This window comes from Streptomyces microflavus, from assembly GCF_014650075.1.
GTDB classification, from domain to species: domain Bacteria; phylum Actinomycetota; class Actinomycetes; order Streptomycetales; family Streptomycetaceae; genus Streptomyces; species Streptomyces microflavus.
Window position 1 is genome coordinate 65,350 of sequence record NZ_BMUG01000009.1, and the last position, 26,635, is coordinate 91,984.

A 26,635-nucleotide genomic window follows, 5' to 3' on the forward strand; every position below is an offset into this window, starting at 1 on the left:
CGGCAGCACGAGGGGCGCACGGACCGCTGCGCGAGGCTAAGTTCGAGGCCATGACCTCACCGAAGCTGTCCTTTCCCCGCCAGCACGCACGGACCCAGCGGTTCACTCTCGGCGCACCGCGCGCCTTCACCGTCTCACCGGACGAGACGCGAGTGATCTTCCTGCGCTCCACTTCGGGCACCGACCGGACCAACCGGCTGTGGGTGCTCGACCCGGCCTCCGGACAGGAGCGTCTCGTCGCCGATCCCGAGGCGCTGCTGGGGGGTTCGGCGGAGCGGCTGTCGCCGCAGGAGCGGGCCCGGCGCGAGCGGACCCGTGAGGGGTCGGCCGGAATTGTGTCCTACGCGGTGGACGCGGCGGCCGAGCTGGCCGCGTTCGCCCTGTCCGGAAAGGTGTACGTGGCCGAACTGCGGGCCGGTACGGCGCGGGCGCTGCCGGTGCCGGGCCCGGTGATCGACCCGCGGCCCTCCCCCGACGGGCGCCGCATCGCGTACGTCTCCAAGGGCGCGCTGCGGGTCGTGGGCGCCGGGGGCGACGGCGACCGGGCTCTGGCGGAGCCCGAGGACGCCCATGTCACCTACGGCCTGGCCGAGTTCGTCGCGGCCGAGGAGATGCACCGCTTCCGGGGCTTCTGGTGGTCGCCCGATTCGGACCGGCTGCTGGTCGCGCGGGCCGACGACAGCCCCGTACAGCGGTGGTGGATCGCCGATCCCGCGCACCCGGACCGCAAGCCGGCCGAGGTCGCCTACCCGGCGGCGGGGACGCCCAACGCCGAGGTGCGGCTCTTCGTCATGGACCTGGAGGGGGCCCGTACGGAGGTGGTCTGGGACCGGGCGGCGTTCCCGTACCTGGCCCAGGTCCACTGGTCCTCCGCGGGTGCCCCGCTGCTGCTCGTGCAGGCCCGTGACCAGCGCAGTCAGCGGTATCTGGCGGTGGACCCGGAGTCCGGTGAGACCCGGATCGTCCATGTGGACGAGGACCCGGTGTGGCTGGATCTGTTCGGCGGGGTGCCCGCTTGGGCGCCGGGCGGGCGGCTCGTGCGGATCGCGGACGAGGGCGGCGCGCGGGTGCTGGCCGTCGGTGACCGGCCGCTGACCGGGGCGCAGTTGCACATCCAGGCGGTGCTGGACATCGGGGAGTCGGACATTCTCGTCTCCGCCGTCGCGGGCGAGGAGGCTGCGGCTCCGGAGACCGGCGAGAGCCATGTGTACCGGGTCAACGAGCTGGGAATCGAGCGGATTTCCGAAGGGGTGGGTGTGCACTCCGCGGTCCGCTCGGGCGATCTGACCGTGCTGGTCTCGGCCACCCCGGACGAGCCGGGATCGGCCGCCTGGGTCGTCCGGGACGGCAAGCGGCTGGTCCGGATCGCGAACCACTCCCAGGAGCCGGTGGTCTCGCCACGGGTCACGCTCACCGAGGGGGGCGCACGGCGGATTCCGTGCGCCGTGCTGCTTCCGTCGGACTACCAGGAGTCGGATGGTCCGCTTCCGGTACTGATGGATCCGTACGGCGGACCGCACGGCCGCCGGGTCGTCGCGGCCCACAACGCGTACCTCACCTCGCAGTGGTTCGCGGACCAGGGGTTCGCGGTGGTCGTGGCGGACGGGCGCGGCGCGCCGGGCCGCTCGCCCGCCTGGGAGAAGGCCGTACGGGACGATTTCGTCCTCACCCTGGACGACCAGATCGAGGCCCTGCACGCGCTCGCCGGGCGGTTCCCGCTGGATCTGGACCGGGTCGCCATCCGGGGCTGGTCGTACGGGGGTTACCTCGCCGGCCTCGCGGTGCTGCGCCGCCCCGACGTCTTCCACGCGGCCGTGGTGGGCGCCCCGGTGACGGACTGGCGGCTCTACGACACCCACTACACCGAGCGCTATCTCGGCGACCCGGCCGCGCAGCCCGAGGTGTACGCGTACAACGCCCTGATGACCGACGAGGGGCTCTCGCACGCGGCCGAGCAGGTGCGGCCCATGATGATCGTCCACGGGCTCGCGGACGACAACGTGGTGGTCGCGCACGCGCTGCGGCTCTCCTCGGCCCTGCTGGCGGCCGGGCGGCCGCACGAGGTGCTGCCGCTGAGCGGGGTGACGCACATGACGCCCCAGGAGCAGGTCGCGGAGAACCTGCTGCTGCTCCAGGTGGACTTCCTCAAGCGGTCACTGGGGCTGTCCGGCGCCTGAGCGGGGGACATGGGTAACCGGCCGGAGCGACAAGACGACGCTCCGGCCGGTCCACGGCACCCGCACGGCCGTACGTTGTTCAGCATGGGACGTTCGTATATCGGTGTGGCGACGCTGAAGTTGCCTGCTTGTTAACGAATCTGATGCCGGTTTACGGTGTTTCGCCGCCCTGCTCCCCCGGCTCCCCCGGCCCGCCCCGCTTCCCCACGTCCTCCCCCGGCTCACCCACGTCCTCCCCCGGCTCACCCACGTCCTCCACCGGCCGGCCACGCGTCGTCGTGCCCGGTGCCTCCACGTCCGGCCCCGGTGTGCGTCCCGGGGTCTCCAGCTCCCCCTCCAGCGGCACCACGCGCTTCTCCTCCGCGAAGTGGCACGCCGAGTCGTGCCGGGCCGGGGAGTCGACCAGGCGGAACTCCGCCGGGACGGCCAGCAGCGGCACCTCCAGCTCGCAGCGCTCCTGCGCCTTCCAGCAGCGGGTGCGGAAGCGGCACCCCGAGGGGATGTTCGCGGGCGAGGGCACATCGCCGTGGAGGATGATCCGCTCCCGGTGCTCGCGGGCCATCGGGTCGGGCACGGGGACGGCGGAGAGCAGCGCCTGGGTGTACGGGTGGGTGGGGTGGTCGTAGATCTCCGCGTCGGAACCGATCTCCACGATCCGGCCGAGGTACATCACGCCGACCCGGTCGGAGATGTGCCGGACGATGGAGAGGTCGTGCGCGATGAAGACGAAGCTGAGGCTGAACTCCGCCTGGAGCCGGTCCAGCAGGTTGACGACCTGGGCCTGTACGGAGACGTCGAGCGCGGAGACCGGTTCGTCGGCGACGATGATCTCCGGGTTGAGGGCGAGGCCGCGGGCGATGCCGATGCGCTGGCGCTGGCCGCCGGAGAACTGGTGCGGGTAGCGGTTGATGTACTCCGGGTTGAGCCCGACGACATCCAGCAGGTCCTGCACCCGCTGCCGGCGGCTGCCCTTGGGGGCGACCTCGGGGTGGATCTCGTACGGCTCCCCGATGATGTCGCCGACCGTCATCCGCGGGTTCAGCGAGGTGTACGGGTCCTGGAACACCATCTGGATGTTGCGCCGCACCGCCTTCAGCGCCCGGCCGGAGAGCTTGGAGATGTCCTCGCCCTTGTAGCGGATCGCGCCGGCGGTCGGCCGCTCCAGGTGGACGAGCATCCGCGCGACGGTCGACTTGCCGCAGCCGGACTCCCCCACGATGCCGAGCGTCTCGCCCGCGTGGAGGTCGAAGTCGACGCCGTCGACCGCCCGGACCGCGCCGATCTGCCGCTTGAAGAGGATTCCCTGGGTCAGCGGGTAGTGCTTGGCGAGATCCCGTACTTCGAGGATCGGCTCGCCCTCCGCGTACGGCCTGCTCTCCTCCCGGGCCTTGGACAGCAGGGTCGAGCCGGCCGCGTTACCCGTCCGGTCAGTGTGCATCGAGCGTCTCCTTCCAGAAGTGGCAGGCGCTCCGGCGCTGCTCGTCCACCTCGTAGAGCGGCGGCACATCGGTGCGGCACACGTCCTGCGCCATCGGGCAGCGGGGGTTGAACGCGCAGCCGGGCGGGATGTGCAGCAGGTTGGGCGGCAGGCCCTTGATCGCGTAGAGCTCCTGCCCCTTCTGGTCCAGGCGCGGGATCGACTGGAGGAGGCCCTTGGTGTACGGGTGGGCGGGCGCCTTGTAGATCTCGTGGACGGGGGCGGTCTCCACGATCCGGCCCGCGTACATCACCGCGATCTTGTCGGCCACGTCCGCGACGACGCCGAGGTCGTGGGTGATCAGGATGAGCCCCATGTTCAGCTCGCGCTGGAGCTCGGCGAGCAGGTCCATGACCTGGGCCTGGACGGTGACGTCGAGGGCGGTGGTGGGCTCGTCGGCGATGATCAGGGACGGTTCCAGAGCCATCGCCATGGCGATCATGATGCGCTGGCGCATGCCGCCGGAGAACTGGTGCGGGTAGTTGCCGACCCGCTCCTTGGCGGCGGGGATGCGGACCCGGTCCATCAGCTCGACCGATTTGGCCCGCGCGTCCTTGCGGGACATGCCGCGGTGGACGACGAACATCTCGCCGAGCTGCTGGCCGACGGTGAGGACCGGGTTCAGCGAGGAGAGCGCGTCCTGGAAGATCATGGCCATCTCCTGGCCGCGGATCTTCCTCCGTTCCTCCGGCTTGAGCTTCAGCAGGTCCTGGCCCTTGAAGAGGATCTCGCCGCCGGTGATCTTCCCGGGCGGCATGTCGAGGATGCCCATGACCGCCTGGGCGGTGACGGACTTGCCGGAGCCGGACTCCCCGAGGACGGCGAGCGTCTCGCCCTCGGCCACCGAGTAGTTGACCCCGTTGACGGCCTTGGCCACCCCCTCGCGGGTGTGGAACTCCACGTGAAGATCGCGCACTTCGAGCAACATGGCAACCGGCTCCTCAGCGCAGCTTGGGGTCGAGGGCGTCGCGTACCGCGTCGCCGAGCATGATGAAGGCGAGCACGGTGACCGCCAGTGCTCCGGCGGGCCAGAGCAGCATGTGCGGGGCGTTGCGGATGTAGTTGGAGGCCGCGGAGATGTCGATGCCCCACGAGACGGCCGGGTCCTTCAGGCCGACCCCGAGGTAGGAGAGGGTCGCCTCCAGCGAGATGTACGTGCCGAGCGCGATGGTCGCCACGACGATGACGGGGGCGATGGCGTTCGGGGTGATGTGGCGCAGCAGCATCCGGGAGTTGGAGGCGCCGAGCGCGCGGGCCGCCTGGACGTAGTCGTTCTGCTTGGCGGTGATCACCGAGCCGCGGGCGATACGGGCGATCTGCGGCCAGCCGAGCAGGATGATGAAGCCGACGACGGGCCAGACGGTGGAGCTGGTGACGACGGAGAGGAAGACCAGGCCGCCGAGGATGACGGGGATGCCGAAGAAGACGTCGGTGACGCGGGAGAGGACCGAGTCCCACCAGCCTCCGAAGAAGCCCGCGAGGCCCCCGAGCACACTCCCCAGCAGGGCGACGCCGAGGGTGGCGCAGACGCCGACGGTCACCGAGGTGCGGGTGCCGTAGACGACCCGGGTGTAGACGTCGCGGCCCTGGGGGTCGAAGCCGAAGGGGTGGCCGGGCTCGGAGCCCTTCTGGGCGTCGTCCAGGTCGGCCTGGAGGGGGTCGCCGCTCGCAATGAGCGAGGGCCAGATCGAGATGATCACCAGGAAGAGGATGACCAGCGCGGAGATGATGAAGACCGGGTTGCGCCGCAGGTCGCGCCAGGCGTCCGACCAGAGGCTGCGCGGTTTGCCGGCCGGTCCGGTGCCCTCGGGACCGCCCGGGGTCTTCTCCAGGCTGGCGCCCTCCTCCATGGCGAGGTCCGTCGCGCCGCCGGCGCCCGCCTGGGAGATCGCTTCGTCCGGGGTCTGCGGCTCAGGCATAGCGGATCCTCGGGTCGAGTACGGCGTACAGGAGGTCGACGATCAGGTTGGCCGCCAGGAAGACGAGGACCAGGATGGTGACGAATCCGACGACGGTCTGGGAGTTCTGGCGCAGGATGCCCTGGTAGAGCTGGTAGCCGACCCCGTGGATGTTGAAGATCCGCTCGGTGACGATGGCTCCGCCCATCAGGGCGCCCACGTCGGTGCCGATGAAGGTGACGACGGGGATCAGCGAGTTGCGCAGCAGGTGCCGGACGACGACCCGGCGCCGGGGCAGGCCCTTGGCGACGGCGGTGCGTACGTAGTCGGCGCGGGCGTTCTCGGCGATCGAGGCCCGGGTGAGCCGGGTGACGTAGGCGAGCGAGACCGAGGCGAGGACGAGGCCGGGGACGAGCAGTTCGTCGATGGTGGGGTCCGGGGAGACCGAGGGCTTGATGATGCCCCACTTGACGCCGAGCAGGAGCTGCAGCAGCAGACCGGTGACGAAGGTCGGGATGGCGATGACGACCAGGGTCAGGATGAGGACCGTGGTGTCGATGGGCCGGCCGCGCCGCAGGCCGGTGACGACGCCGAGGCTGATGCCGATGACGATCTCGAAGACGATCGCCACGATGGTGAGCCGGATGGTGATGGGGAAGGCCGTGGCCATCAGCTCGGTGACCTTCTGCCCGTTGAACGCGGTGCCGAAGTCGCCGGTGAACAGGTTCCCCATGTAGGTGAGGTATTGCTGCCAGACCGGCTTGTCGAGGCCGAACTCGGAGCGCAGCTGGGCGGCGGTGGCCGGATCGCACTGGCGGTCGCCGCAGAGGCCCGCGATGGGGTCGCCCATCACGTTCACCATGAGGAAGATCAACAGCGTGGTGCCGAAGAAGACGGGGATCATCTGCAGCAGCCGCCGGATCACATAACGTCCCATGAGGGGCTCCGGGGGTCGGGGGGTGCCTTGTCGGTCAGGCCGGACGGGCGGATGGGTTCGGGGGCCGGGGCGCGTCAGGCGCCCCGGCCCCCTGCCTCAACGGGTCAGTTGACCGTGATCTCCGTGTAGACCGGCACGCTGAACGGGTTCAGCTCCACGTTGCTGACCCGCTCCGAGTAGCCCGCGCTGCCGTTCTGGTACCAGAGCGGGATGGACGGCATCTGCTCGACGAGGACCTTCTCCGCGTCCTGGAACGTGGTGATGGCCTTCGCCTTGTCGGTCTCGGCGTTCGCCTTGTCGACCAGGTCGTCGAAGTCCTGGTTGGTCCACTTGCCGTCGTTGGACGGGGCGTTGGTGTAGTACAGCGGCTGCAGGAAGTTCTGGATCAGCGGGTAGTCCATCTGCCAGCCCGCGCGCCAGGGGCCCGTCATCTTCTGGGTGGAGACCTGGTTGCGGAAGTCGGCGAAGGTGCCGACCGCGCCGCCGACGCAGGCCTGGTTGTTGCCCATGACGTTGTTGATGCTGTTGCAGACGGCGTCGACCCACTCCTTGTGGGAGCCGGTGTCCGCGTTGTACGAGATCTTCAGCTGGCCGCCGGGGATGCCGCCGCCCTCGTCGATCAGCTTCTTGGCCTCGGCCTTGTTGTACGTGCACTCCTTGCCGCAGAGCCCTTCCTTGAAGCCGCCGTCCTCGCCGAGGACCGGGGAGGTCCAGTCGGATGCGGGGGTGCGGGTCTTCTGGAAGATCTGGTCGGTGATCTGCTTCCGGTTGATCGCCATGGAGAGGCCCTGGCGGACCTTGCGGGCGTTGTCGGTGTCCCACTCCTTGTCGTAGAACGGGAAGGAGAGGGTCTGGATGATGCCGGCGGGGGTGTTGATGTACCGGTCGCCCAGGTCCTGTTCGACGTTGCGGAGCTGGGAGGCGGGCACGTCGTCGACGAGGTCGAGGTTGCCCGAGGTCAGGGAGGTGTAGGCGGTGTTGTTGTCGGTGAAGACCTTGAGGTCGACCCCGCCGTTCTTCGCCTTGTCGTCGCCCGGGTAGTCGTCCCACTTGCGCAGGTTCATCGAGGAGCCCTTGGCGTACGACTCGATGGTGTACGGGCCGTTGCCGATGGGCTTGGAGAGCCAGGCGTCGTGGTCGTCGTAGAACGCCTTGGGCAGCGGTACGAAGGCGGAGTAGCCGAGGGTGTCGGGCCAGAGGGAGAACTTCTGGCTGAGCTTGGCGGTGAAGGTCAGGTCGTCGACGACCTTGAGGCCCGAGAGGGACTCGGCGGAGGCCGAGCCGGACTCGGGGTGGACCTTGTCGTACCCCTCGATGTACTGGAAGAAGTAGGCGTTCTTCTGGTTGTTCTTCAGCGCCGCGCCGTAGTTCCAGGCGTCCACGAAGGACTTGGCGGTGACCTTCTCGCCGTTGGAGAAGGTCCAGCCGTCCTTCAGCTTGATCGTGAAGTTCTGGGCGTCGCTGGAGTCGATGGACTCGGCGAGCATGTTCTGCGCCTCGCCGGTCTTCGGGTCGTACCGGATGAGTCCCCGGAAGACCATGTCGAGGACCTTGCCGCCCTGCACCTCGTTGGTGTTCGCGGGCTCCAGCGGGTTCTGCGGGTCGCCCCAGGAGGAGCTGACGATCCCGTCGGCGCCGCTGCCGCCGCTGTCGTCGCCTCCGCCGCCGCAGGCCGTCGCTGCCAGGGCGACGGCCACCGCACATGCGGCCCACCTGGTCCGTGTGGCTCCGCGCATGAAGTGCCTCCTAGAGTCATCGAGTAGCTCAATGCCTCATATCACCCCATACCGCCACGCATCGCATGTGGGCTTACCCCGTACGTGCACGGGGCCGACCGGACGCGACGATGCCCGGCCCCCCTTGCCGGGGGGCCGGGCATCCGACCTACTGCTACGTACTGCTACCGGAAGCGGTCACGCCGCGTGAACGACGTTCTTCTCCTCGGCGAAGTGGCAAGCCGACTCGTGCGCGGCCGGGGTGCCCGACGCGACGAAGCGCTCGGGGATCGCCAGAAGCGGCATCTCCGTGGAGCAGCGCTCCTCCGCCTTCCAGCACCGGGTGCGGAAGCGGCAGCCCGAGGGCGGGTTCGCCGGTGACGGAACGTCACCGGTGAGGATGATCCGCTCACGGCCCTCACGCGCCGACGGGTCCGGCACCGGCACCGCGGAGAGCAGCGCCTGGGTGTAGGGGTGCGTCGGGTGGTCGTAGATCTGCGCGTCCGTGCCGATCTCGGCCATCTTGCCGAGGTACATGACACCGACCCGGTCCGAGATGTGCCGGACGATGGAGAGGTCGTGCGCGATGAAGAGGTAGGAGAGGTTGAACTCGTCCTGGAGCTTCTCCATCAGGTTGATGACCTGCGCCTGCACCGACACGTCGAGCGCGGAGACCGGCTCGTCGCAGATGATGATCTCCGGGTTGAGCGCGAGGCCGCGGGCGATGCCGATGCGCTGGCGCTGACCGCCGGAGAACTGGTGCGGGTACCGGTTGATGTACTCCGGGTTCAGGCCCACGACGTCCAGCAGGTCCTGCACCTTCTGGCGACGGCTGCCCTTCGGAGCCACCTCGGGGTGGATCTCGAACGGCTCCCCGATGATGTCGCCGACCGTCATCCGCGGGTTCAGCGAGGTGTACGGGTCCTGGAACACCATCTGGATGTTGCGTCGCACGGCCTTCAGCGCGCGCCCGGACAGCTTGGTGATGTCCTGGCCCTTGTAGAAGACCTCGCCGGCGGTCGCCTTCTCCAGCATCATGAGCAGCTTGGCGACGGTGGACTTGCCACAGCCGGACTCGCCCACGATGCCGAGCGTCTCGCCCTGGAAGAGATCGAAGGAGATCCCGTCCACGGCCTTGACCGCGCCGACCTGCTTCTTGAACAGGATGCCCTGGGTCAGCGGGAAGTGCTTGACCAGGTTGCGCACCTGGAGGATCGGCTCGCCCCGCTCGACCGGCGCCTCGATGGCGGCGACGGCCTCCTCGACGGTGGCGGCGTCGACCGTCTCCACCTCGGTGACGTTAGGGGTGGCGTCCACGGACTCCTTGTCGAGCTCAGCCATGGATCGTCTCCTTCCAGAAGTGGCACGCGCTTCCGCGGCCCGGCAGGTCGGTGCCGTCGCGCTCGGTGACCGGGTGCAGCAGCGGGATGTCCGTGGCGCAGATGTCCTGCGCCTTGGGGCAGCGCGGGTTGAACGCGCAGCCCGCCGGGATACGCGTCAGGTTGGGCGGCAGGCCCTTGATCGCGTAGAGCTCCTGGCCCTTCTGGTCCAGACGCGGGATCGAGTCGAGCAGACCGCGGGTGTAGGGGTGCGACGGGCGGCTGTAGAGCTCGTGCACCGGCGCGGTCTCCACGATCCGGCCCGCGTACATGACCGCGATCTTGTCCGCGACGTCGGCGACCACGCCGAGGTCGTGGGTGATCAGGATGAGACCCATGTTGTACTCGCGCTGGAGCTCCGCGAGCAGGTCCATGACCTGGGCCTGCACGGTCACGTCGAGCGCGGTGGTCGGCTCGTCCGCGATGATCAGGTCGGGCTCCAGGGCGAGCGCCATCGCGATCATGATGCGCTGGCGCATACCGCCGGAGAACTGGTGCGGGTAGTCGTTGACCCGCTCCTTCGCCGCCGGGATGCGCACCCGGTCCATCAGCTCGATGGCCTTGAGCTTGGCGTCCTTCTTGGACATGCCCAGGTGCGCACGGAACATCTCGCCGAGCTGGTAGCCGACGGTCAGGACCGGGTTGAGCGAGGACAGGGCGTCCTGGAAGATCATCGCGACCTTGCGGCCCCGGATCTTGCGGCGCTCGTTCTCGGGCATGGTGAGCATGTCCTGGCCGCGGAAGAGGATCTCTCCCTGCGGGATACGGCCCGGAGGCATGTCCAGGATGCCCATGATCGCCTGGGCGGTCACGGACTTGCCGGAGCCCGACTCGCCGAGCACGGCCAGCGTCTCACCGGCGTCGACGGTGTAGTTGACACCGTTGACCGCCTTGGCCACGCCCTCGCGGGTGTGGAACTCGACGTGCAGGTCGCGGACTTCGAGCAGCGGGCCCTGGTAGTCCTCGTCGCTGCGGGGAGCGGGGACGTTCGCGGTTTTTTCCATGGTGGTCACGTACGCCTCCCTCAGCGCAGCTTGGGGTCGAGGGCGTCGCGGACCGCGTCGCCGAGCATGATGAACGCCAGCACGGTGATGCTGACGAAGCCGGCCGGGAAGAGCAGCGGGTGCAGCGACTCGCGGATCCGCCCCAGGGACTGGTTGATCATGACGCCCCAGGAGATGGTCGGCTCCTGGATGCCGACACCGAGGAAGCTGAGCGTCGCCTCGGCCGAGATGATCACGCCGAGCGAGATGGTCGCCAGCACGATCAGCGGGGTCAGCGCGTTCGGCAGCACGTGGCGGAACATCAGCCGGCCGGTGGAGGCGCCGAGCGAGCGGGCGGCGGTGACGTAGTCGGACTGCTTGGTCTGCATGGCGGTGGACCGCATGATGCGGGCCATGCTCATCCAGCCGAGCACCGTGAGCGCGGTGAGCACGCCCCAGATGCCGCCGATACGGAAGCCGTCCTCGTCGCGGAAGCTGTTGAGGATCACGATGGCGCCGACCAGGAACGGAATGCCCATCACGATGTCGATGCCGCGGGAGATGACCGCGTCGATCCACCGGCCGTAGAAGCCGGATATGAGGCCCAGGAGCAGGGCGATGACCGCCGAGCCGAGGGTCGCGAGGACACCGACCGTGATCGAGGTGCGGGCACCGTGGATGGTCCGCGCGTAGACGTCGCAGCCACGGGCGTCGTAACCGAACCAGGCGTCGGCGCTGGGCTTCTGCAACGAGCGTCCGAGCTCGCACAGTTGCGGGTCGGCGCTGGCGAACAGGGTCGGGAACGCCGCCATGACGACCAGCACCAGGATGATGCCGGACGAGACCAGGAACAGCGGCTTGCGCACGAGGTCGCGCACCGCGTCCTGGAGGAGACTGCGCGGCTTGGCGGCGTCGCGTACGGGGGCGGCCGGAGCTGCCGGTTCGGCCGTGGCCTCGTCGGCGGACCCCGGGGCGACGGAGGTCTTGGTTGCGTCACGCATAGCGAATCCTCGGGTCAAGCACGGCATAGAGCAGGTCCACGACGAGCGCCATCACCACGTAGACGACGACGAGCAGAGTGACGAAGCCGACCAGCGCCGGTCCGTCCTCGATCTGGATCGCCTTGAAGAGGTTGTAGCCGACACCGGGGATGTTGAAGATCCGCTCGGTGACGATGGCTCCGCCCATGAGGGATCCGAGGTCCGCGCCGAGGTAGGTGACCACCGGGATCAGCGAGTTCCGCAGGACGTGGATCCCGGTGATCCGGGACGGGGACAGGCCCTTCGCCTTCGCCGTACGCACGTAGTCCATGCGCAGGTTCTCCGCGACGGAGGCCCGCGCGAGGCGTGCGATGTAGGCGAGCGAGACGGAACCGAGCACCAGACCGGGCAGAAGGTAGCTGTAGAACCCCTCGTTGGTCCCCGAGACGGGGAAGATGCCGGCCTTGACGCCCAGGAAGATCTGGCTGACCTGCCCGAGGACGAAGATCGGGATGGCGATGACGGTGAGCGTGGAGAGCAGGACAAGGTTGTCCAGGAACTTTCCGCGCCGCATGCCCGCCATGACACCGGCTGCGACGCCGATGACCATTTCGAAGGCGAAGGCGATACCGGCGATGCGGAGGGTCTCCGGCCACGCGTCGGCGATCATCTCGCTGATGGGACGGGAGCCACTGAGGCTCGTCCCGAAATCACCCTGGACCAGACCCGCGAGGTAGTAGCCGTAGCGGATCGGCAGGGGGTCGTCCAAGTGGTACTGCGCGGTCAGCGCAGCTCTGATGCCCTCCGGGACAGGTCGCTCTCCGTACAGGTTCTGTACAGGATCGCCGCCCATGGCGGTGACGAGAGCGAAGACCAGAAAGGTGGTCCCGATGATGACCGGGAGCATCTGGAGCAGCCGTCTTGCGACGTAGCGGCCCATGGTTCCTCCTCGTGGGAACGACGGGGGGCGGATTGGGTCCGCCCCCCGTCGTCAGGCCCTAATGTTCTTGACTGCGTCGTGCGAGACGCAGGTCAGGACTTCTCAACCTTGGTGAGTTCAACCTGGTTGAACAGGTTCATCTCGACGTTCTTCACGTTGGTCGAGTGACCGAAGTTGTTCTTGCCGAAGCGCAGCGGGATGACCGGCATGTCCTTGGCGAGAATGTCCTCGGCCTCCTGCCACTTCTTGATGGCCTCGGCCTCGGTCTTGGCCTCGCGGCCCTCCTGGAGGAGGCGGTCGAAGTCCTTGTTGCTGTAGCCGTAGTAGTTCGAGGAACCACCGGTGCTGTACAGCGGGCCCAGGTAGTTCTCCATGGACGGGTAGTCCATGATCCAGCCCATGCGGAACATGCCGGAGAACTTCTTGTTCTCGACCTGCGTCAGCAGCTCGGCGAACTTCGGCACGGCCTGGCTCACGCACTCCAGGCCCAGGTTCTTCTTGAGCTGGTCACACGTGGCGTTGATCCACTGCTCGTGACCGCCATCGGCGTTGTGACCGATGTTGATCTTGTTGCCCTCGACGCCACCGGCTTCGGTGAAGAGCTTCTTGGCAGCGGCCGGGTCGAACTTGCAGGCCTCACCACAGGTGTTCTCGCGGTAGCCGCCCACGACCGGGGAGACGAAGGAACGCGCGGAAGCCTGCGAGTCCTGGAAGACGACCTTGATGATCTCGTCGCGGTCGATGGCCATCGAGATGGCCTTGCGGATCCGCGGGTCGCTGTACTTCTTGTCGTACGTCGGGAAGGCCACGAACTGGAAGGTGGAGGCCGTCGACGTCTTGAAGCGCTCACCGAGCTCGCTCGGGGCGGTGCCCATGACCTCGGTCGGGATCTGGTCCACGATGTCGAGGTTGTTGGCGAGCAGGTCGTTGTACGCGGTGTTCTGGTCCTGGAAGATCCGGAACTCGACCGAGTCGACCTTGGGCTTCTCACCCAGCTTGTAGTCCTTGTAGGCCTTGACCTTCACGAACTTGTCGTGGTTCCACTTGCCGTCCATCTGGAACGGACCCTGGCCGATCGGGGCTTCCTCGTACGCCTTGATGTCGGCGAGCGCCGACTCGGGCATCGGGTAGAAGACCGTGTAGCCCAGGACCGACTTGTAGCCGGCGAACGGAGCCTTGAGGGTGATCTCGATGGTCTTGTCGTCGATGGCCTTGAGGCCCGAGAGCTCCTTGGCCTTCGGCTCGGCGGCCTTCTTCGGGCCCTCTTCGCCGTCCGGGTCGACGGGGTTCATCTCGTCGTAGCCCGCGATGGTGCCGAAGAAGTAGTTGCCGTCAGCGGCGTTGGGGCCGTAGGCGCCCCAGTTCCAGGCGCCGACGTAGTCCTTGGCGGTGACGGGCTTGCCGTCGTGCCAGGTGGCGTCCTTGAGCTTGACGGTCCAGACCTTGTTGTCCGGGCTCTCGATGGACTCCGCGGCGGCCAGAACCGGCTGGTTCTTCGCGTCGAAGTCGACCAGCGGGGTGAACAGGCCCGACAGGACCTGCGAGCCACCGGACTCGGTGGTCGACTGCGGGACGAGGCGCTTGGGCTCGGCGATGTTCATGCTGAACCCGCCGCCGGCCTTGCTCTTGTCGCCTTCGTCGCTACCGCCACCGCCACAAGCGGTCGCGGCCAGGGCGACGACTATCGCGCACCCAACCATCTTGGAACCACGCATGGGTTCTCCTCCTCAAGAGTCCACTTTTGATCACTGCAAGAGGGGTCCTGGTACGTCGCCGACACCCCTGACGGCGATGAGCAGTAACCCCGAAGTGTGCTCGTGAGTCGGCGCTCCCCACAGCGCGTGACCCATTGACCCGAGCTCAATGGAGCCAACTATTGAGTACGGCCGAGCCGTAAACCACACTTAAAGGGTCTCGGTTTGACAACATCACCGAGCCCCGGATGCCCGAAATCCGGACAAAGTGATCCTAGACAGACGACCGCGAAACGGACTGTTAACGCAACTTCCGGAGCACGATGGTCGCTATCCGGACATCGGAGCAGCAGCCGGACGCCCAAAAGGAGTTGCCGCCGGAGCGTGCCCATGCCGGTGACACTTCTCACGAAACAGGGGCGATAAACGACGAACGGCCCGGCCGTCGTGGTGAATCCACGACGGCCGGGCCGCATACGCGTTGACGGGCCGCCAGCTTTCGGCCATCCGTTCCGGCGGAGGTTTATCAGCTGTACTGACAGGTGACGCTGGTGACCTGAGTGGTGTACTGCGTCGTCACGTAACGCGCGGCGCCCACCTGGCGCCAGCCGTTGCTGCTGGCGGCCTTGCCCCAGAACTGCTGGTTGTGGGAGTACGTGCCGACGATCGTGTGGTTGGTGCCCGGGCCGCTGCGGATGTTGATGCCGGCCGTGGTGGTCACCTTGTACTTGCACCACTTTTCAGCCGCAGGGGCCTTGGTGGCCGTCGTGGCGGCCGGTGCGGCCGCCTGGGCGGTCGCGGCGGTGCCGCCCAGCACGACGGCGGCGGTCAGCGCGGAGGCCGCGACGGTACGGAAGCCGATGGTCATGGCGCGGTTGAAGGACTTGACGGTCATCTCGTGCCCCTACCCCTTGAGTGACATTGGCGTACTGCGTACGTGTCCGGCTCCAGGTCTCCGATAGTCGGAGGTCGATCTCCTGAAGCCGGACACCAGCCAATCGCACAGAGGTTCACTTCGGGGGCTCACGGTCCCGGTCTCGACCGGAACTCCCCATTCGGAAGGGGAGCAGCCCGTTCCCGGCCCGGGCGCCGTGCGGTGTCACAGCGCCCGGTACGGGGGTACGTCAGCGCTTGGCGCGGGAGGCGGAGCGGCCGCGCTCCTTCTGGTCCAGGACGACCTTGCGGATACGCACGGTCTCCGGGGTCACCTCGATGCACTCGTCGTCTCGGCAGAACTCCAGCGACTGCTCCAGGGAGAGCTTGCGCGCGGGCACCACGTTCTCGGTGGTGTCCGCGGAAGCCGCACGCATGTTGGTGAGCTTCTTCTCCTTGGTGATGTTCACGTCCATGTCGTCGGCGCGCGAGTTCTCGCCGATGATCATGCCCTCGTAGACCTCAGTGGTGGCCTCGGTGAAGATGACACCGCGCTCCTGGAGGTTGACCATCGCGAACGGCGTCACGACGCCCGCGCGGTCCGCGACGAGCGAACCGTTGTGACGGGTGCGCAGCTCGCCGAACCACGGCTCGTGGCCCTCGAACAGGGAGTGCGCGATGCCCGTACCGCGGGTCTGGGTCAGGAACTCCGTACGGAAGCCGATGAGGCCGCGGGACGGGACGATCCACTCCATGCGGACCCAGCCCGAACCGTGGTTCGTCATCGTCTCCATGCGGCCCTTGCGGGTCGCCATGAGCTGCGTGATGGCGCCGAGGTGCTCCTCGGGCGAGTCGATGGTCATGCGCTCGATCGGCTCGTGCGTCTTGCCGTCGACCTGCTTGGTGACCACCTGGGGCTTGCCGACCGTCAGCTCGAAGCCCTCGCGGCGCATGGTCTCGATGAGGATGGCCAGGGCGAGCTCACCGCGGCCCTGCACCTCCCAGGCGTCCGGGCGCTCGGTCTCCAGGACGCGGAGCGAGACGTTACCGACGAGCTCGCGGTCCAGACGGTCCTTGATCTGGCGGGCGGTGACCTTGTGGCCCTTGCCGCCCTTGCCGACGAGCGGCGAGGTGTTGGCACCGATGGTCATCGAGATGGCCGGCTCGTCGACCGTGATCAGCGGCAGCGCGATCGGGTTCTCGGGGTCGGCCAGGGTCTCGCCGATCATGATGTCCGGGATACCGGCGATGGCACAGATGTCGCCCGGGCCGGCCTTCTCGGCGGGCTTGCGGGTGAGCGCCTCGGTCATCAGCAGCTCGGTGATGCGGACGTTGGACATCGTGCCGTCACGCTTGATCCACGCGACGGTCTGGCCCTTGCGCAGCTCGCCCTGCTCGACACGGCAGAGCGCGATACGGCCGAGGAAGTTGTCGGCGTCCAGGTTGGTGACGTGCGCCTGGAGGGGCGCTTCGTCGTCGTACTCCGGGGCCGGGACGGCGGAGAGGATCGTGTTGAAGAACGGCTCCAGGTTGGAGCTGTCCTGCGGGGCGGTGCCGTCCTCGGGCTTGGTCAGCGAGGCGACGCCGTCACGGGCGCAGGCGTAGACGATCGGGAACTCGATCTGGTCCTCGTCGGCGTCCAGGTCCAGGAAGAGGTCGTACGTCTCGTCGATGACCTCGGCGATCCGGGAGTCCGGGCGGTCCGTCTTGTTGATGCAGAGGATGACCGGCAGCCGGGCCGTCAGCGCCTTGCGGAGCACGAAGCGGGTCTGCGGGAGCGGGCCCTCGGACGCGTCGACGAGCAGCACGACCGCGTCCACCATCGACAGGCCGCGCTCGACCTCACCACCGAAGTCGGCGTGGCCGGGGGTGTCGATGATGTTGATCGTGATCGGGTCCCCACCCTCCTTGGGGTGGTACTTCACCGCCGTGTTCTTGGCGAGGATCGTGATGCCCTTCTCACGCTCCAGGTCGTTCGAGTCCATCATGCGATCGTCGAGGTGCTCGGCGGCGTGGGCGGCGAACGCTCCGGCCTGCTTGAGCATGGCGTCGACCAGCGTGGTCTTGCCGTGGTCGACGTGGGCGACGATGGCTACGTTACGGATGTCGTGGCGCGTGGGCATGGGTGGCTTGCGCTTCTCTCGGATCGTGGGATCAGGCGTCTCAGTCGGTCTTCGAGTCCTCGTACGCCCGCCGGGCGGCACGCCACGGCTCGTCCCATGGTACGGGCCTTGTGTGTGCCGGGCTTCCCGGGCCGATCCGCGATAGCGGTCTTCCCGTGTGATTCAGCCGATATTCAGCTCATGTCAAGAAGCGACGGCGGCCGGTGGGGGGCCGCGTGGGGGGAGGGTGTGAGGAGGATCGAACGGCCCGGGTCAGGGCGGATACCACCTTGCCCGCCGCGGTGACGGCGGGCAAGGCTTTTGAGCAGCATCTGAGCTTGCGTGCACCGTTGACCTGCTGGTTCTTCCGCTGACCTGCTACTTCTTCCGGTCTGCGGGGGAACCTGCCGCTTGCCGGTCCGTGAACCCGATGTCCTGGTAGCGGGGGGCCGCGAAGCCGAAGGCGCCGACGTTCGAGAGCTTCTTGTCGACCGCGACGAGCTGCGGGCGCTGGAAGAGCGGAATCGATCCGGCGGCGGCCCAGATCCGGGCGTCCGCCTGCTTCATCAGCTCCCGGGAGGCCTTCTCGTCGAGCTCGGCGACCGCCTGGTCGAAGAGCTGGTCGATGTGGTCGGTGCCGACCCGGGTGTAGTTCTGCTCGACGAGGAGCGAACCGTCGGTGGCCGGCTCCGGCTTCGCGTAGATCGGGCGTCCGTCGGTGGCCGGGTAGGCGGTGGCGGGCCAGGAGTAGAGCGCCAGGTCGTAGTCGCCGGAGGCGATGTGGTCCTTGAAGTAGCTCTCGTCGGGGACCTTCGTGATCTCCGTGCCGATGCCGATCTTCTCCAGCATCGCCGCGATCCGGTCGCCGACACCGCGCAGCGACTGCGAGCCGGGCCCGGAGGGGAGCACGAAGCGCAGGGTCAGCGTCTTGCCGTCCTTGCCGAGCGGTCCCTTGACCGAGGCGGGGGCGGGTGCGGCGGTGCCCACGGGGGCGTACGCGCCGGCCGCTCCGCCAGGCTGCTTGTCCTGGGCCGTGACCTTGGCGGCGGCGCTGTCCCCGCTCACTGCACCGGCCTGGCGGAGCAGGGCGATGCTCTGCGCGGCGGCGTCCCGGGACGGGGCGAGAACGTGGGTGGCGGCGGAGCGCGCGGGTCCGGCGCCCGGCTTGTCGTCCTGGCCGACGATGTAGAGGCCCTCGGCGCGGGAGGCGGCGCTCTCGTCGGAGCCGGCGGCGGCCCGGTCGGCCTTCTCGGCGTCCTCGTCGGCGTCCTTGTCTGCCTTCTCCTCAGCCTTCTTCTTCTCCGCCTCCTCCTCGGCCTCGGTCTTGCCGGTCTTCTTCTCGTCCGCGTCGGCCTTGCCGGCCTTCTCCGACTTCTCCGCCTTCTCGGTCGTCCCGGCCTTCTCCGCCCCCTCCTTCTTCTCCTCTCCCTCCTTCTTCTCCGCGTCCTTCTTCTCCGCCTCGCTGCCCGCCTTGGTGTCCTTGGGCTTCTCGGCCGCACCGCCCTGGGTCCACCCCGCGTCGGCCAGCAGGGCCTGGGCCTCCTTGGTGTTCTGGTCGCCGAGCGCCCCGCTGCCGTCCTTGTATCCGGGCTGTCCGGCGAGGGCCAGGTGGCTGCCGAGCGGCTTCGCCGGGAGGCCCAGCGGCTTCAGTACGGTCTCGGCGAGCTCCTGCCGGTCCAGGGCGCGGGCCACCGCCCGGCGCACCCGGTCGTCCGCGAGCGGCCCGGACTCGCCGTTCAGCGCGAGCTGGGTGTAGGCGGGCTCCAGGGACTTGCGTACGGCGTAGCCGCGCAGGGCCTTCTGCTCCGCCCCGTACGCGACGACGGCCTTGCGGTTCGCCTCCCGGGCGGCCTGGGCGATCTCCGCCTGCTTCTCGTCGGACCCGTGCGCCAGGGCCCAGGAGCGCAGCGCGGCGGCGGGCGTGAGGTCGGCGCCGGGGCCGTGGGTGAGCGGCTGGCCGCCCGAGCCGTCGCGGAGGGCGAGGGCGATGCGGTTGGCGGTGGCGGCGTCGATGTCGGTGACGTGCACGGTGCCGTCGGCGAGCGCCTTGGTGCGGTCCTTGGGGGCGACCACCCGGAAGACGAGGCTGTCCAGCTTGGCCTTCTCACCCCACCAGCGGGGGCTGCGGACGAGGGTGACGGTCCCCTTGGCCTTGTCCACGCCCTTCAGCTGGAAGGGGCCCGCGGTGTTCTTCAGGGCGGTGCGCGCACCGTCGTTGAAGGTGTCCGGCGAGCCGGTGATCTCCTTCGGGTAGAGCGGTGAGAAGAGCGAGCGCCAGTCCGCGTACGGCTTGGCGAACGTGACCCTGACCTGGAGGTCGTCGGAGCCGCGCTCGATCTTCTCGATCCGCTCGTAGCCGGCGTTGCGGGCCGTCCAGAAGGCCGAGTCCTTGCCGCTGAGCGCCCGCCACTGGGCGACGAAGTCGGGCGCCCCGATCTCCCGGCCGTCGCTCCAGACCGCCTGCTGGTTGAGCTTGTAGAGCACGACCTGCTTGGGCTCGCGCTCGATGATCTTCGCGGACTCCAGGTAGTCCGGGTTGAGCTTCGGGTGCCCGGCCGCGTCCATCGGGAAGAGCGTGGGCAGCAGGGCCCCGGTGATCTTGGTGGTGGCGCTGTCGGCGTCCGCCTGGAAGGCGTTGAGGGTGGTGGGCATCGCGTCGACGGCCCAGTTCACCGTCGATCCGTCGGCGACCCGGTCGCGGGCGGCGGGGGCGATGTCCTGCGGGACCGCCCGGGAGGTCTCCTCGCTGTCGGAGCTGCAGCCCGCCAGCGCGGGGATCGTGAGCACCCCTGCCGTGAGGAGCGCGAGCGAGCGGCGCTTTCGTACCGTCCCGCGCGGGACGCCGACGTGGGACATGGCTGATACCTCCGGGGCCGGCCCGGACCACCCCGTACCGGAATGGGCCGGATAGTGCGTGTTTGGTGGCATTTGCAGTTGATCACACTGATTCCTTCCGTCCACTGAAAGCGTGTCCGCGCGGGAGGGGGCGCCGACACGACCGAGGGGAACCGCAAGCTCACCCGCCCGGAGGAACGTTTTGGCACGCCTCCGCTCCCGGCCCGACACCCCGGGCGGTCCCGCCTTGCTCCCCCGGCGGCCCAGGATCTAGGGTGAATGCGCTTTCACGAGCCAGAGGGGACGGCACCAGCCGCCCAGGAGTCAGCAGTCCGCGAGTCCGCCCCGGAGCCGGCACAGGCGCCGGACGGCCGCGCTGCGGAAGAAGCGGACGGACGGTCGGTCGAGTGAGCGCCCCCACGGTGTACGACGTCGCCGAGCGGTCGGGCGTCTCCATTGCCACGGTCTCGCGGGTCTACCGGAACCCCGACTCCGTACGCGCCCAGACCCGCGAACGGGTCCTGGCGGCCGCCCGCGAGCTCGGTTACGTACCCAGCGGCAGCGCCCGGGGCCTGGCCAGCCGCACCACGGGGGTGCTCGGCCTCTGCTTCCCCGACTACGCCGACCCGGACGCCGAGAGTGCGGCCGCGCTCAACGACGCCGACGACGACCAGGCCGTCATGCTCTACTCCGACCAGATCATCCGGGGCATGGAACGGGCGGCGAGGCGCCACGGCTACGCCCTGCTCATCGCCGCCTCGCTGGACGGCGGGCCGGAGAGCCTGGTCGCCAAGGTCGCGGGAAGGGTCGACGGGTTCGCCGTACTGGCGCGGACCGTGCCGACCGAGGACCTGGAGGTGATATCGCGCCGGCTGCCCGTGGTGATGCTCGCCGGGCCGCGCGAGATCGACCACCTCGACCACATCGTGGTCGCCAACGCGGACGGCCAGCGCGCCCTGACCCGCCACCTCGTCGAGGACCACGGGCTGCGCCGCCTCGCCTTCGTCGGCGGCGAGGACGACTCGCCGGACGCCCTCGCCCGCTTCCACGGCTTCCAGCAGGCGTGCCGGGAGGCCGGGCTCCCGGTCCCGTCCCGCCCCGACCTGAGCACCGGAACCCTGACGCAGGCGGAGGGCGCGCGGGCGGCGAACGTGCTGCTGGACCGGTCGGAGGGTACGGGGGTCGAGCGGCCGGAGGCGATGCTGTTCGTCAACGACCAGATGGCGGTCGGGGCCCTCCAGGCGCTGGAGCAGCGCGGGGTACGGGTGCCCGAGGACATCGCGGTGACCGGGTTCGACGGCATCCCGCTCAGCCGGATCGTCCGCCCGCCCCTGACGACGGTCCGGCAGCCGATCCGGCAACTGGGCGAGCAGGCAGTGGAGTTGCTGGTCCAGCGGCTGGCCGACCCGGGCCGCGCCCCGGTCTCGCTGGAGCTGCCGGTCTCGGTGACGCGCCGGGCGAGCTGCGGCTGCGGCTGAGAGGAAGAGGGAGAGGGAGAGGGAGCACATGAACGAGCACGCCGATCAGGAGCGTACGAGCCCCGCCACGGAGGCGCGGATCCGCGACAGCTTCGGCCGCCAGGGGCTGATGCGCCACCTCGGCGCCCGTATCACCGAGGTCGCACCCGGCCGCGTCCACATCGTGCTGCCGAGCCGGCCCGAGGTGACGCAGCAGCACGGTTACGTCCACGCCGGCGCCACCAGCGCCATCGCGGACAGCGCGGGCGGCTATGCGGCCCTGACGCTGTTCGCCGAGGACAGCGAGGTCCTCACGGTGGAGTACAAGATCAACCTCCTCGCGCCCGCCGCAGGCGACCACCTGGAAGCCGTGGGTACGGTCCTGAAGTCCGGGCGCACGCTGACCGTGTGCGGGCTGGAGGTCTTCGGCGTCCAGGAGGACGGCCGACGCAAGCTCGTGGCCAACGGGCAGCAGACGCTGATCCGCGTGGACGCCCCGAAGACGCCGTGAGCGGCATGCCCTGACCGGCCGCACAAGGCCCGGCCCCACAAGGCCCGGCCCGACCGGCACGTCCTGACCCGCAGGGTCTGACCGGCACGTCCTGACACGCCCCCCCTGTGGCCCGGCCTCACCGCCCCGCCCCTCAGGCGGAGCCGTCGGCAGCCGTCAGCCGCTCCCCGAAGAACCGCGTCCGGTTCGCGTCCAGCTCCGCCGCCTCGGCCGTCATCCCCCGGTACGGGAAGTGCCCCGCGCTCAGCACCTGGAGCTCGCGCTCCCCGGCCAGCGCGTTGTATACGGCGAACTGCCCCGGCGGCGGCACCGACGGGTCGAACAGCGCCGCAGCGACCAGCGTCGGCAGCTCCAGCCGGGTGGCCGCCGTCGCCGCGTCGAAGTAGCGCAGTACGTCGGCGACTTGGGGGTGCTCGCGGTGGTACGCCCGCACCGCCTCACCGCTGCCGACGCAGGGCAGGGTCAGCCGGAGCGGGTGGTTGCCGAAGGTGGGGACGGTGAGCTGGGCGGCGCCGAAGCGGCTCTCCCAGGGCAGCGCGAGGGCCCCGAGCCCGCCGCCGAAGCTCTCCCCGAGGTAGCCGAGACGGGGACCGCCGAGGTGCCCCGCCCCCGCCAGCTCCGGGACGACCTCCGTGAGGGCCGAGGCGGCGCACCAGAGGTCGGCCACGCACTCCCCGATGACGTACGAGTCGCGGGAGCCGATCCCGTACAGGACATGCTCGGCGGCCAGGTCCGGGATGCCGACGACCCGGCCCCGCTCCCCCATCCCCCGTACGCAGGGCAGGATCGCGGCGGCCCCGGGCAGCGGCGGCAGGTCCCGGCCCGGTTCCTGGCGGCCGCCGTACCCGTGGCCGACGACGAATCCGTACCGCACCGGCCCCTCGGCGGGCAGCGCGAGCCAGCCGCCGAGCCGGACGCCGCCCACGGAGGTGTACGTGATGCCGTGGATCCGTACGCCATCGCGCTCCTCCTCCACAGGGCCGAGCACCGGCCGCGTGGAGACCGCGCGGGCGCGTGCGTACCGGTCGCGCCAGAACGCCTCGAAGTCCGCGGGGGCGGGTGGGGCGGGGATGCCGAGCAGCTGGTCGGGGGCGGTGTAGCCGTAGGCCGGGTCGAACGGGAAGTCGTGGGCGAAGGCGACGGGTGAGGCCATGCGGCGAGGGTAGACGCCGGTGGCTGCCGGAATCCGGCGGGGGTGGACGCCGATGCGTCGCCGGAATCCGGCGGGGGTGGACGCCGATGCGTCGCCGGAATCCGGCGGGGGTGGACGCCGGGCCGCCCCAGGATTCGACCGGCCGGGGGCGACGAATCGGTCACATCGCCTGTTGTTCCACAAACGGCGCGATTACGGTGCGGGAGTGAGGCGCCCAGGTGTCCACCGCGTTGCACGAGTGTGACCCAGCACCCTCTTGCGGATTCCGGAACGCCTGGCGCAGAGTGATGTATGCGCTTACAGGCAGCGCATACATCGCGCAGCATCAGGATTGCTCAAGGAGGAGCCCTCCATGTCCCGCATCGCCAGAACCGCCCCCGCCGGCCTCGCACTCGCGCTCGCCGTCACCCTCTCCGCCTGCGGCTCCTCCGGCGGAGATGTCGCCGCGGACGAGAAGCAGACGCTCACCGTCTGGGCCATGGGCGCCGAGGGCGAGAAGCTCGCAGAGGTGGCGAAGGTCTACCAGAAGGCCAACCCGAACATCACCGTCAAGGTGACTCCGGTCGGCTGGGACGTCGCCCACCAGAAGCTCGTCTCGGCCGCGGCGGCGGGCACGCTGCCCGACGTGGCGCAGATGGGCGGGAGCTACATGGGCGAGTTCGCCGAGCTGGGCGTGCTGGAGCCGGTCGACACCAAGGTCTTCGACAAGAAGGACTTCTTCCCGGCGGGCTGGGAGCAGGGCGAGGTGGACGGCACCGCGTACGGCGTGCCGTGGTACGTCGACACCCGGGTCCTCTACTACCGCACGGACCTGGCCGAGAAGGCGGGCGTGACCAAGGCCCCGGCGAACTGGAAGGAGCTCCAGGCGCTGGCCACCGCGTACCAGGAGAAGGCCGGTACGAAGTGGGGGCTGTCGATCCAGCCCAGCGGCCTGGACACCGTGCAGAACTTCTACTCCTTCCTCTACTCGGCGGGCGGCGAGATCGTCGACGACAAGGGCGAGGCGGTCATCGACAGCCCACAGGCCGTGAAGGCGCTGAAGGAGTACGGCTCCTACTTCGACAAGGGCCTCTCCAACAAGTCCGTCCAGCCCGGCTACGACGTGGTCAAGGACTTCGGCAACGACCGGGTCCCGATGTTCTTCGGCGGCCCCTGGCACGTGACCCTCCTGAACGAGGGCCAGCCCCAGATCAAGGGCAAGTGGGCCATCGCCAACGTTCCGGCGGACGCCTCCTCCACCTCGATGGCCGGGGGCTCCTCCCTCGTCGTCTCCAAGGACAGCGAGCACAAGGCCGCGGCGACGGAGTTCATCGAGTACCTCACCGACACCGAGGGCCAGGCCGACTGGTACGAGCGGACGAAGGACCTGCCCGCCAACACCTCCGCGTGGGAGTCCGGCACGCTCGCCGACGACGCGGACCTCCAGATCTTCAAGAAGCAGATGGACACCGCCAAGTCCTCGCCGTCGCTGGCGCAGTGGACCGAGATCACCGACAAGGTCGACCAGGCCATCGCCAAGGTGACCCAGGGCAAGGCTTCCGCCGAGGACGCGCTCAAGCAGGCGCAGTCCGAGATCGAAGGTCTCGTGAAGCAGTAGCCATGAGCACCACGACCGAGAAGGCAGCCACACCACCTCCGGCCCCTGCGGGCCGGCGGGTCCGCAAGCCGTCGATGGGCGTGCAGAACGCGGCGGGCTGGCTGTTCTCCACCCCGTTCCTCGTCCTGTTCACCGTCTTCATGGCGTTCCCGATCCTCGCCACCCTGGTGATGAGCTTCACGGACTTCGGGCTGCGCAATGTGACGCGCCCGTGGGAAGCGAACTTCATCGGGTTCGAGAACTACGTCAAGCTCTTCGGCGACGAGAAGTTCCTCAAGTCCCTCTTCAACACCGGGTACTTCGTGGTCGTCGGCGTCCCGCTGACCATCGCGATCGGGCTGGTCACCGCCGTCCTTCTGAACAACGGCATCGACCGGGCGCGGACGTTCTTCCGGGTCGGCTTCTACGCCCCGGTGGTCACCACCATCGTCGCGGTGGCCGTCGTGTGGCGGTTCGTGCTCGACCCGAGCGACGGCCTGATCGCCGGTCTCTTCTCCGAAGTGGGCTGGAGCGCACCGGACTTCCTCGGCTCCGAGAAGCTGGCGATGCCGTCGCTGATCGTGATGGCGGTGTGGCGGAACGTCGGAACGGTGATGGTGCTCTTCATCGCGGGCCTCCAGGCCGTACCCACCGAGGTGCGGGAGGCGGCGAAGCTGGACGGGGCGAGCGTCTGGCAGGAGTTCCGGGGCATCACGGTGCCGCTGCTGCGCCCGACGCTGCTCTACGCCACGGTGATCACGACGATCGGCTACCTCAACGTGTTCGAGGAGCCGTTCGTGATGACGCAGGGCGGCCCGTCGGACTCGACCCTCACCGTCTCGCTGAACATGTACCGCGAGGGGTTCAACTTCTTCCACATGGGCTACGCGAGCGCCATGGCGTACGTCCTGTTCGTGGTGATCATGGGCATCACGGTGCTCCAGCTCCGACTGCTGAAGGACAACACGAAATGAGCGCCGACAGCAGCCCCAACGCACCGGCCAAGACCCTGGACAAGCGGTCTCCCGGAAAGCGGAGCACCGCACGCCCCCTGGTCTACGTCCTGCTCTCCCTCGGCCTGCTGGTCATGTCGGCGCCCTTCCTCTGGATGGCGGTCTCCGCCTTCAAGACGCAGAGCGAACTGTCGGCCAGCCCGCCGGTGTGGATCCCCACCGAGTGGACCCTGGAGAACTTCCGGCAGCTGCTCGACAAGCTGGACCTGCCGCTGTACTTCATGAACTCGGTGATCGTGGCGGTCCTGGTGACCGTCTCGAACCTGGTCTTCTGCTCGATGCTCGGCTACGCCCTGGCCAAGCTGAACTTCGTCGGCCGCAACAAGCTCTTCGGTCTGGTGCTCGGCGCGCTGATGGTGCCCGGCAACCTGATGCTGCTGCCGCTGTTCGTGCTGATGAGCAAGCTCCAGCTGATCGACAGTTACGCGGGTCTGGTGCTGCCGTTCGCCGCCGGAGCCTTCGGGGTCTTCCTGATGCGGCAGTTCATGCAGTCGATCCCGGACGAGCTGCTGGAGGCGGCCCGGATGGACGGGGCGAGCGAGTGGTACATCTTCTGGCGGATCGTGATGCCGCTGGTGAAGCCCGCCCTCGCGACGCTCTCGATCTTCACGTTCCTGGGCTCCTGGAACAACTTCGTCTGGCCGCTGATCGCGACCAACGACCCCGACAAGTACACGCTCCCGGTCGCGCTGGCGACCTTCGCCACGGACCCCAACAAGGCCGGCGGATCGAACGGGATGCTGATGGCCGGGGCGTTCCTGGTCGTGCTCCCGGTACTGGTCCTCTTCATCGCCCTGCAACGGCACTTCACACAGGGCATCGCCACGGCGGGCATGAAGTAGCCCGGCCCCAGGGCCTGTTCACGTACGAGGCCGCCGCACCCCACCCCGTATCAGCAGACGGCGGCCACACCCCTCACCACCCACCAGAAAGAC

General features: G+C 68.9%; 20 protein-coding genes. 6 read left to right on the forward strand and 14 right to left on the reverse strand.

Annotation, left to right across the window (positions count from 1 at the left end; genetic code table 11):
- The first annotated feature begins 50 nt into the window (after positions 1-50).
- A complete protein-coding gene (locus tag IE264_RS25490) occupies positions 51-2,177 on the forward strand; it encodes a S9 family peptidase (RefSeq protein ID WP_032757802.1) in 2,127 nt (708 codons plus the stop codon).
- Between the two features lie 151 nt (positions 2,178-2,328).
- On the opposite strand, the gene IE264_RS25495 is transcribed toward IE264_RS25490, so the two are convergent.
- From IE264_RS25495 to IE264_RS25555, 13 genes are all read right to left on the reverse strand, one after another.
- Positions 2,329-3,615 carry an ABC transporter ATP-binding protein gene (locus tag IE264_RS25495; RefSeq protein ID WP_032757800.1) on the reverse strand — a complete coding sequence of 429 codons (1,287 nt, stop codon included), beginning with the start codon at positions 3,613-3,615 and terminating at the stop codon, positions 2,329-2,331.
- Positions 3,605-4,582, reverse strand: coding sequence for an ABC transporter ATP-binding protein (locus IE264_RS25500; RefSeq protein ID WP_032757798.1), 978 nt, complete (start codon positions 4,580-4,582; stop codon positions 3,605-3,607). Before IE264_RS25500 ends, IE264_RS25495 begins: the two co-directional genes overlap by 11 nt.
- A 13-nt stretch (positions 4,583-4,595) precedes the next feature.
- Complete coding sequence (locus IE264_RS25505; RefSeq protein WP_015611138.1) at positions 4,596-5,573, reverse strand: ABC transporter permease; 978 nt, start codon at positions 5,571-5,573, stop codon at positions 4,596-4,598.
- Complete coding sequence (locus IE264_RS25510; protein WP_031123129.1) at positions 5,566-6,489, reverse strand: ABC transporter permease; 924 nt, start codon at positions 6,487-6,489, stop codon at positions 5,566-5,568. The genes IE264_RS25505 and IE264_RS25510 overlap by 8 nt, the downstream gene beginning before the upstream one ends.
- 104 nt (positions 6,490-6,593) lie before the next feature.
- The gene (locus tag IE264_RS25515) at positions 6,594-8,225 is read right to left on the reverse strand and encodes a peptide ABC transporter substrate-binding protein (protein WP_032757796.1); all 1,632 of its coding nucleotides are present in this window, start codon (positions 8,223-8,225) and stop codon (positions 6,594-6,596) included.
- Positions 8,226-8,402: 177 nt separating this feature from the next.
- Positions 8,403-9,545 (reverse strand): ABC transporter ATP-binding protein, encoded by a 1,143-nt coding sequence (locus IE264_RS25520; RefSeq protein ID WP_015611135.1) that lies wholly within the window; start codon positions 9,543-9,545, stop codon positions 8,403-8,405.
- Complete coding sequence (locus IE264_RS25525) at positions 9,538-10,596, reverse strand: ABC transporter ATP-binding protein (protein ID WP_015611134.1); 1,059 nt, start codon at positions 10,594-10,596, stop codon at positions 9,538-9,540. The genes IE264_RS25520 and IE264_RS25525 overlap by 8 nt, the downstream gene beginning before the upstream one ends.
- A gap of 11 nt (positions 10,597-10,607) precedes the next feature.
- The gene (locus IE264_RS25530) at positions 10,608-11,567 is read right to left on the reverse strand and encodes an ABC transporter permease (RefSeq protein ID WP_015611133.1); all 960 of its coding nucleotides are present in this window, start codon (positions 11,565-11,567) and stop codon (positions 10,608-10,610) included.
- Positions 11,560-12,486 (reverse strand): ABC transporter permease, encoded by a 927-nt coding sequence (locus tag IE264_RS25535; protein ID WP_015611132.1) that lies wholly within the window; start codon positions 12,484-12,486, stop codon positions 11,560-11,562. The genes IE264_RS25530 and IE264_RS25535 overlap by 8 nt, the downstream gene beginning before the upstream one ends.
- Before the next feature lie 92 nt (positions 12,487-12,578).
- Positions 12,579-14,201 carry a peptide ABC transporter substrate-binding protein gene (locus IE264_RS25540; RefSeq protein WP_015611131.1) on the reverse strand — a complete coding sequence of 541 codons (1,623 nt, stop codon included), beginning with the start codon at positions 14,199-14,201 and terminating at the stop codon, positions 12,579-12,581.
- Between the two features lie 505 nt (positions 14,202-14,706).
- Positions 14,707-15,075, reverse strand: a complete 369-nt coding sequence (locus tag IE264_RS25545) for an SH3 domain-containing protein (protein ID WP_015611130.1) — start codon at positions 15,073-15,075, stop codon at positions 14,707-14,709.
- Between the two features lie 229 nt (positions 15,076-15,304).
- Positions 15,305-17,176, reverse strand: coding sequence for a translational GTPase TypA (gene typA / locus IE264_RS25550; protein ID WP_015611129.1), 1,872 nt, complete (start codon positions 17,174-17,176; stop codon positions 15,305-15,307).
- Positions 17,177-17,533: 357 nt separating this feature from the next.
- Complete coding sequence (locus IE264_RS25555) at positions 17,534-20,011, reverse strand: ABC transporter family substrate-binding protein (RefSeq protein ID WP_032757794.1); 2,478 nt, start codon at positions 20,009-20,011, stop codon at positions 17,534-17,536.
- Between the two features lie 386 nt (positions 20,012-20,397).
- Between IE264_RS25555 and IE264_RS25560 the strand changes: the two genes are divergently transcribed.
- Together IE264_RS25560 and IE264_RS25565 are read left to right on the forward strand one after the other, a co-directional pair.
- A complete protein-coding gene (locus tag IE264_RS25560; protein WP_032757792.1) occupies positions 20,398-21,468 on the forward strand; it encodes a LacI family DNA-binding transcriptional regulator in 1,071 nt (356 codons plus the stop codon).
- Positions 21,469-21,496: 28 nt separating this feature from the next.
- Positions 21,497-21,958 (forward strand): PaaI family thioesterase, encoded by a 462-nt coding sequence (locus IE264_RS25565; protein WP_032757790.1) that lies wholly within the window; start codon positions 21,497-21,499, stop codon positions 21,956-21,958.
- Positions 21,959-22,091: 133 nt separating this feature from the next.
- Here the strand turns inward: IE264_RS25565 and IE264_RS25570 are convergent, their stop codons facing one another.
- Positions 22,092-23,111 (reverse strand): acetylxylan esterase, encoded by a 1,020-nt coding sequence (locus IE264_RS25570; protein ID WP_032757788.1) that lies wholly within the window; start codon positions 23,109-23,111, stop codon positions 22,092-22,094.
- 352 nt (positions 23,112-23,463) lie between these two features.
- Here IE264_RS25570 and IE264_RS25575 point away from each other — a divergent pair, with 352 nt between their 5' ends.
- The 3 genes from IE264_RS25575 to IE264_RS25585 are packed head-to-tail and all read left to right on the forward strand — an operon-like array spanning position 23,464 to position 26,542.
- Positions 23,464-24,708, forward strand: a complete 1,245-nt coding sequence (locus tag IE264_RS25575) for a sugar ABC transporter substrate-binding protein (protein ID WP_032757787.1) — start codon at positions 23,464-23,466, stop codon at positions 24,706-24,708.
- 2 nt (positions 24,709-24,710) lie between these two features.
- A complete protein-coding gene (locus IE264_RS25580) occupies positions 24,711-25,661 on the forward strand; it encodes a carbohydrate ABC transporter permease (protein ID WP_032757786.1) in 951 nt (316 codons plus the stop codon).
- Positions 25,658-26,542 (forward strand): carbohydrate ABC transporter permease, encoded by an 885-nt coding sequence (locus tag IE264_RS25585; protein WP_032757784.1) that lies wholly within the window; start codon positions 25,658-25,660, stop codon positions 26,540-26,542. The genes IE264_RS25580 and IE264_RS25585 overlap by 4 nt, the downstream gene beginning before the upstream one ends.
- Positions 26,543-26,635 lie beyond the last annotated feature (93 nt).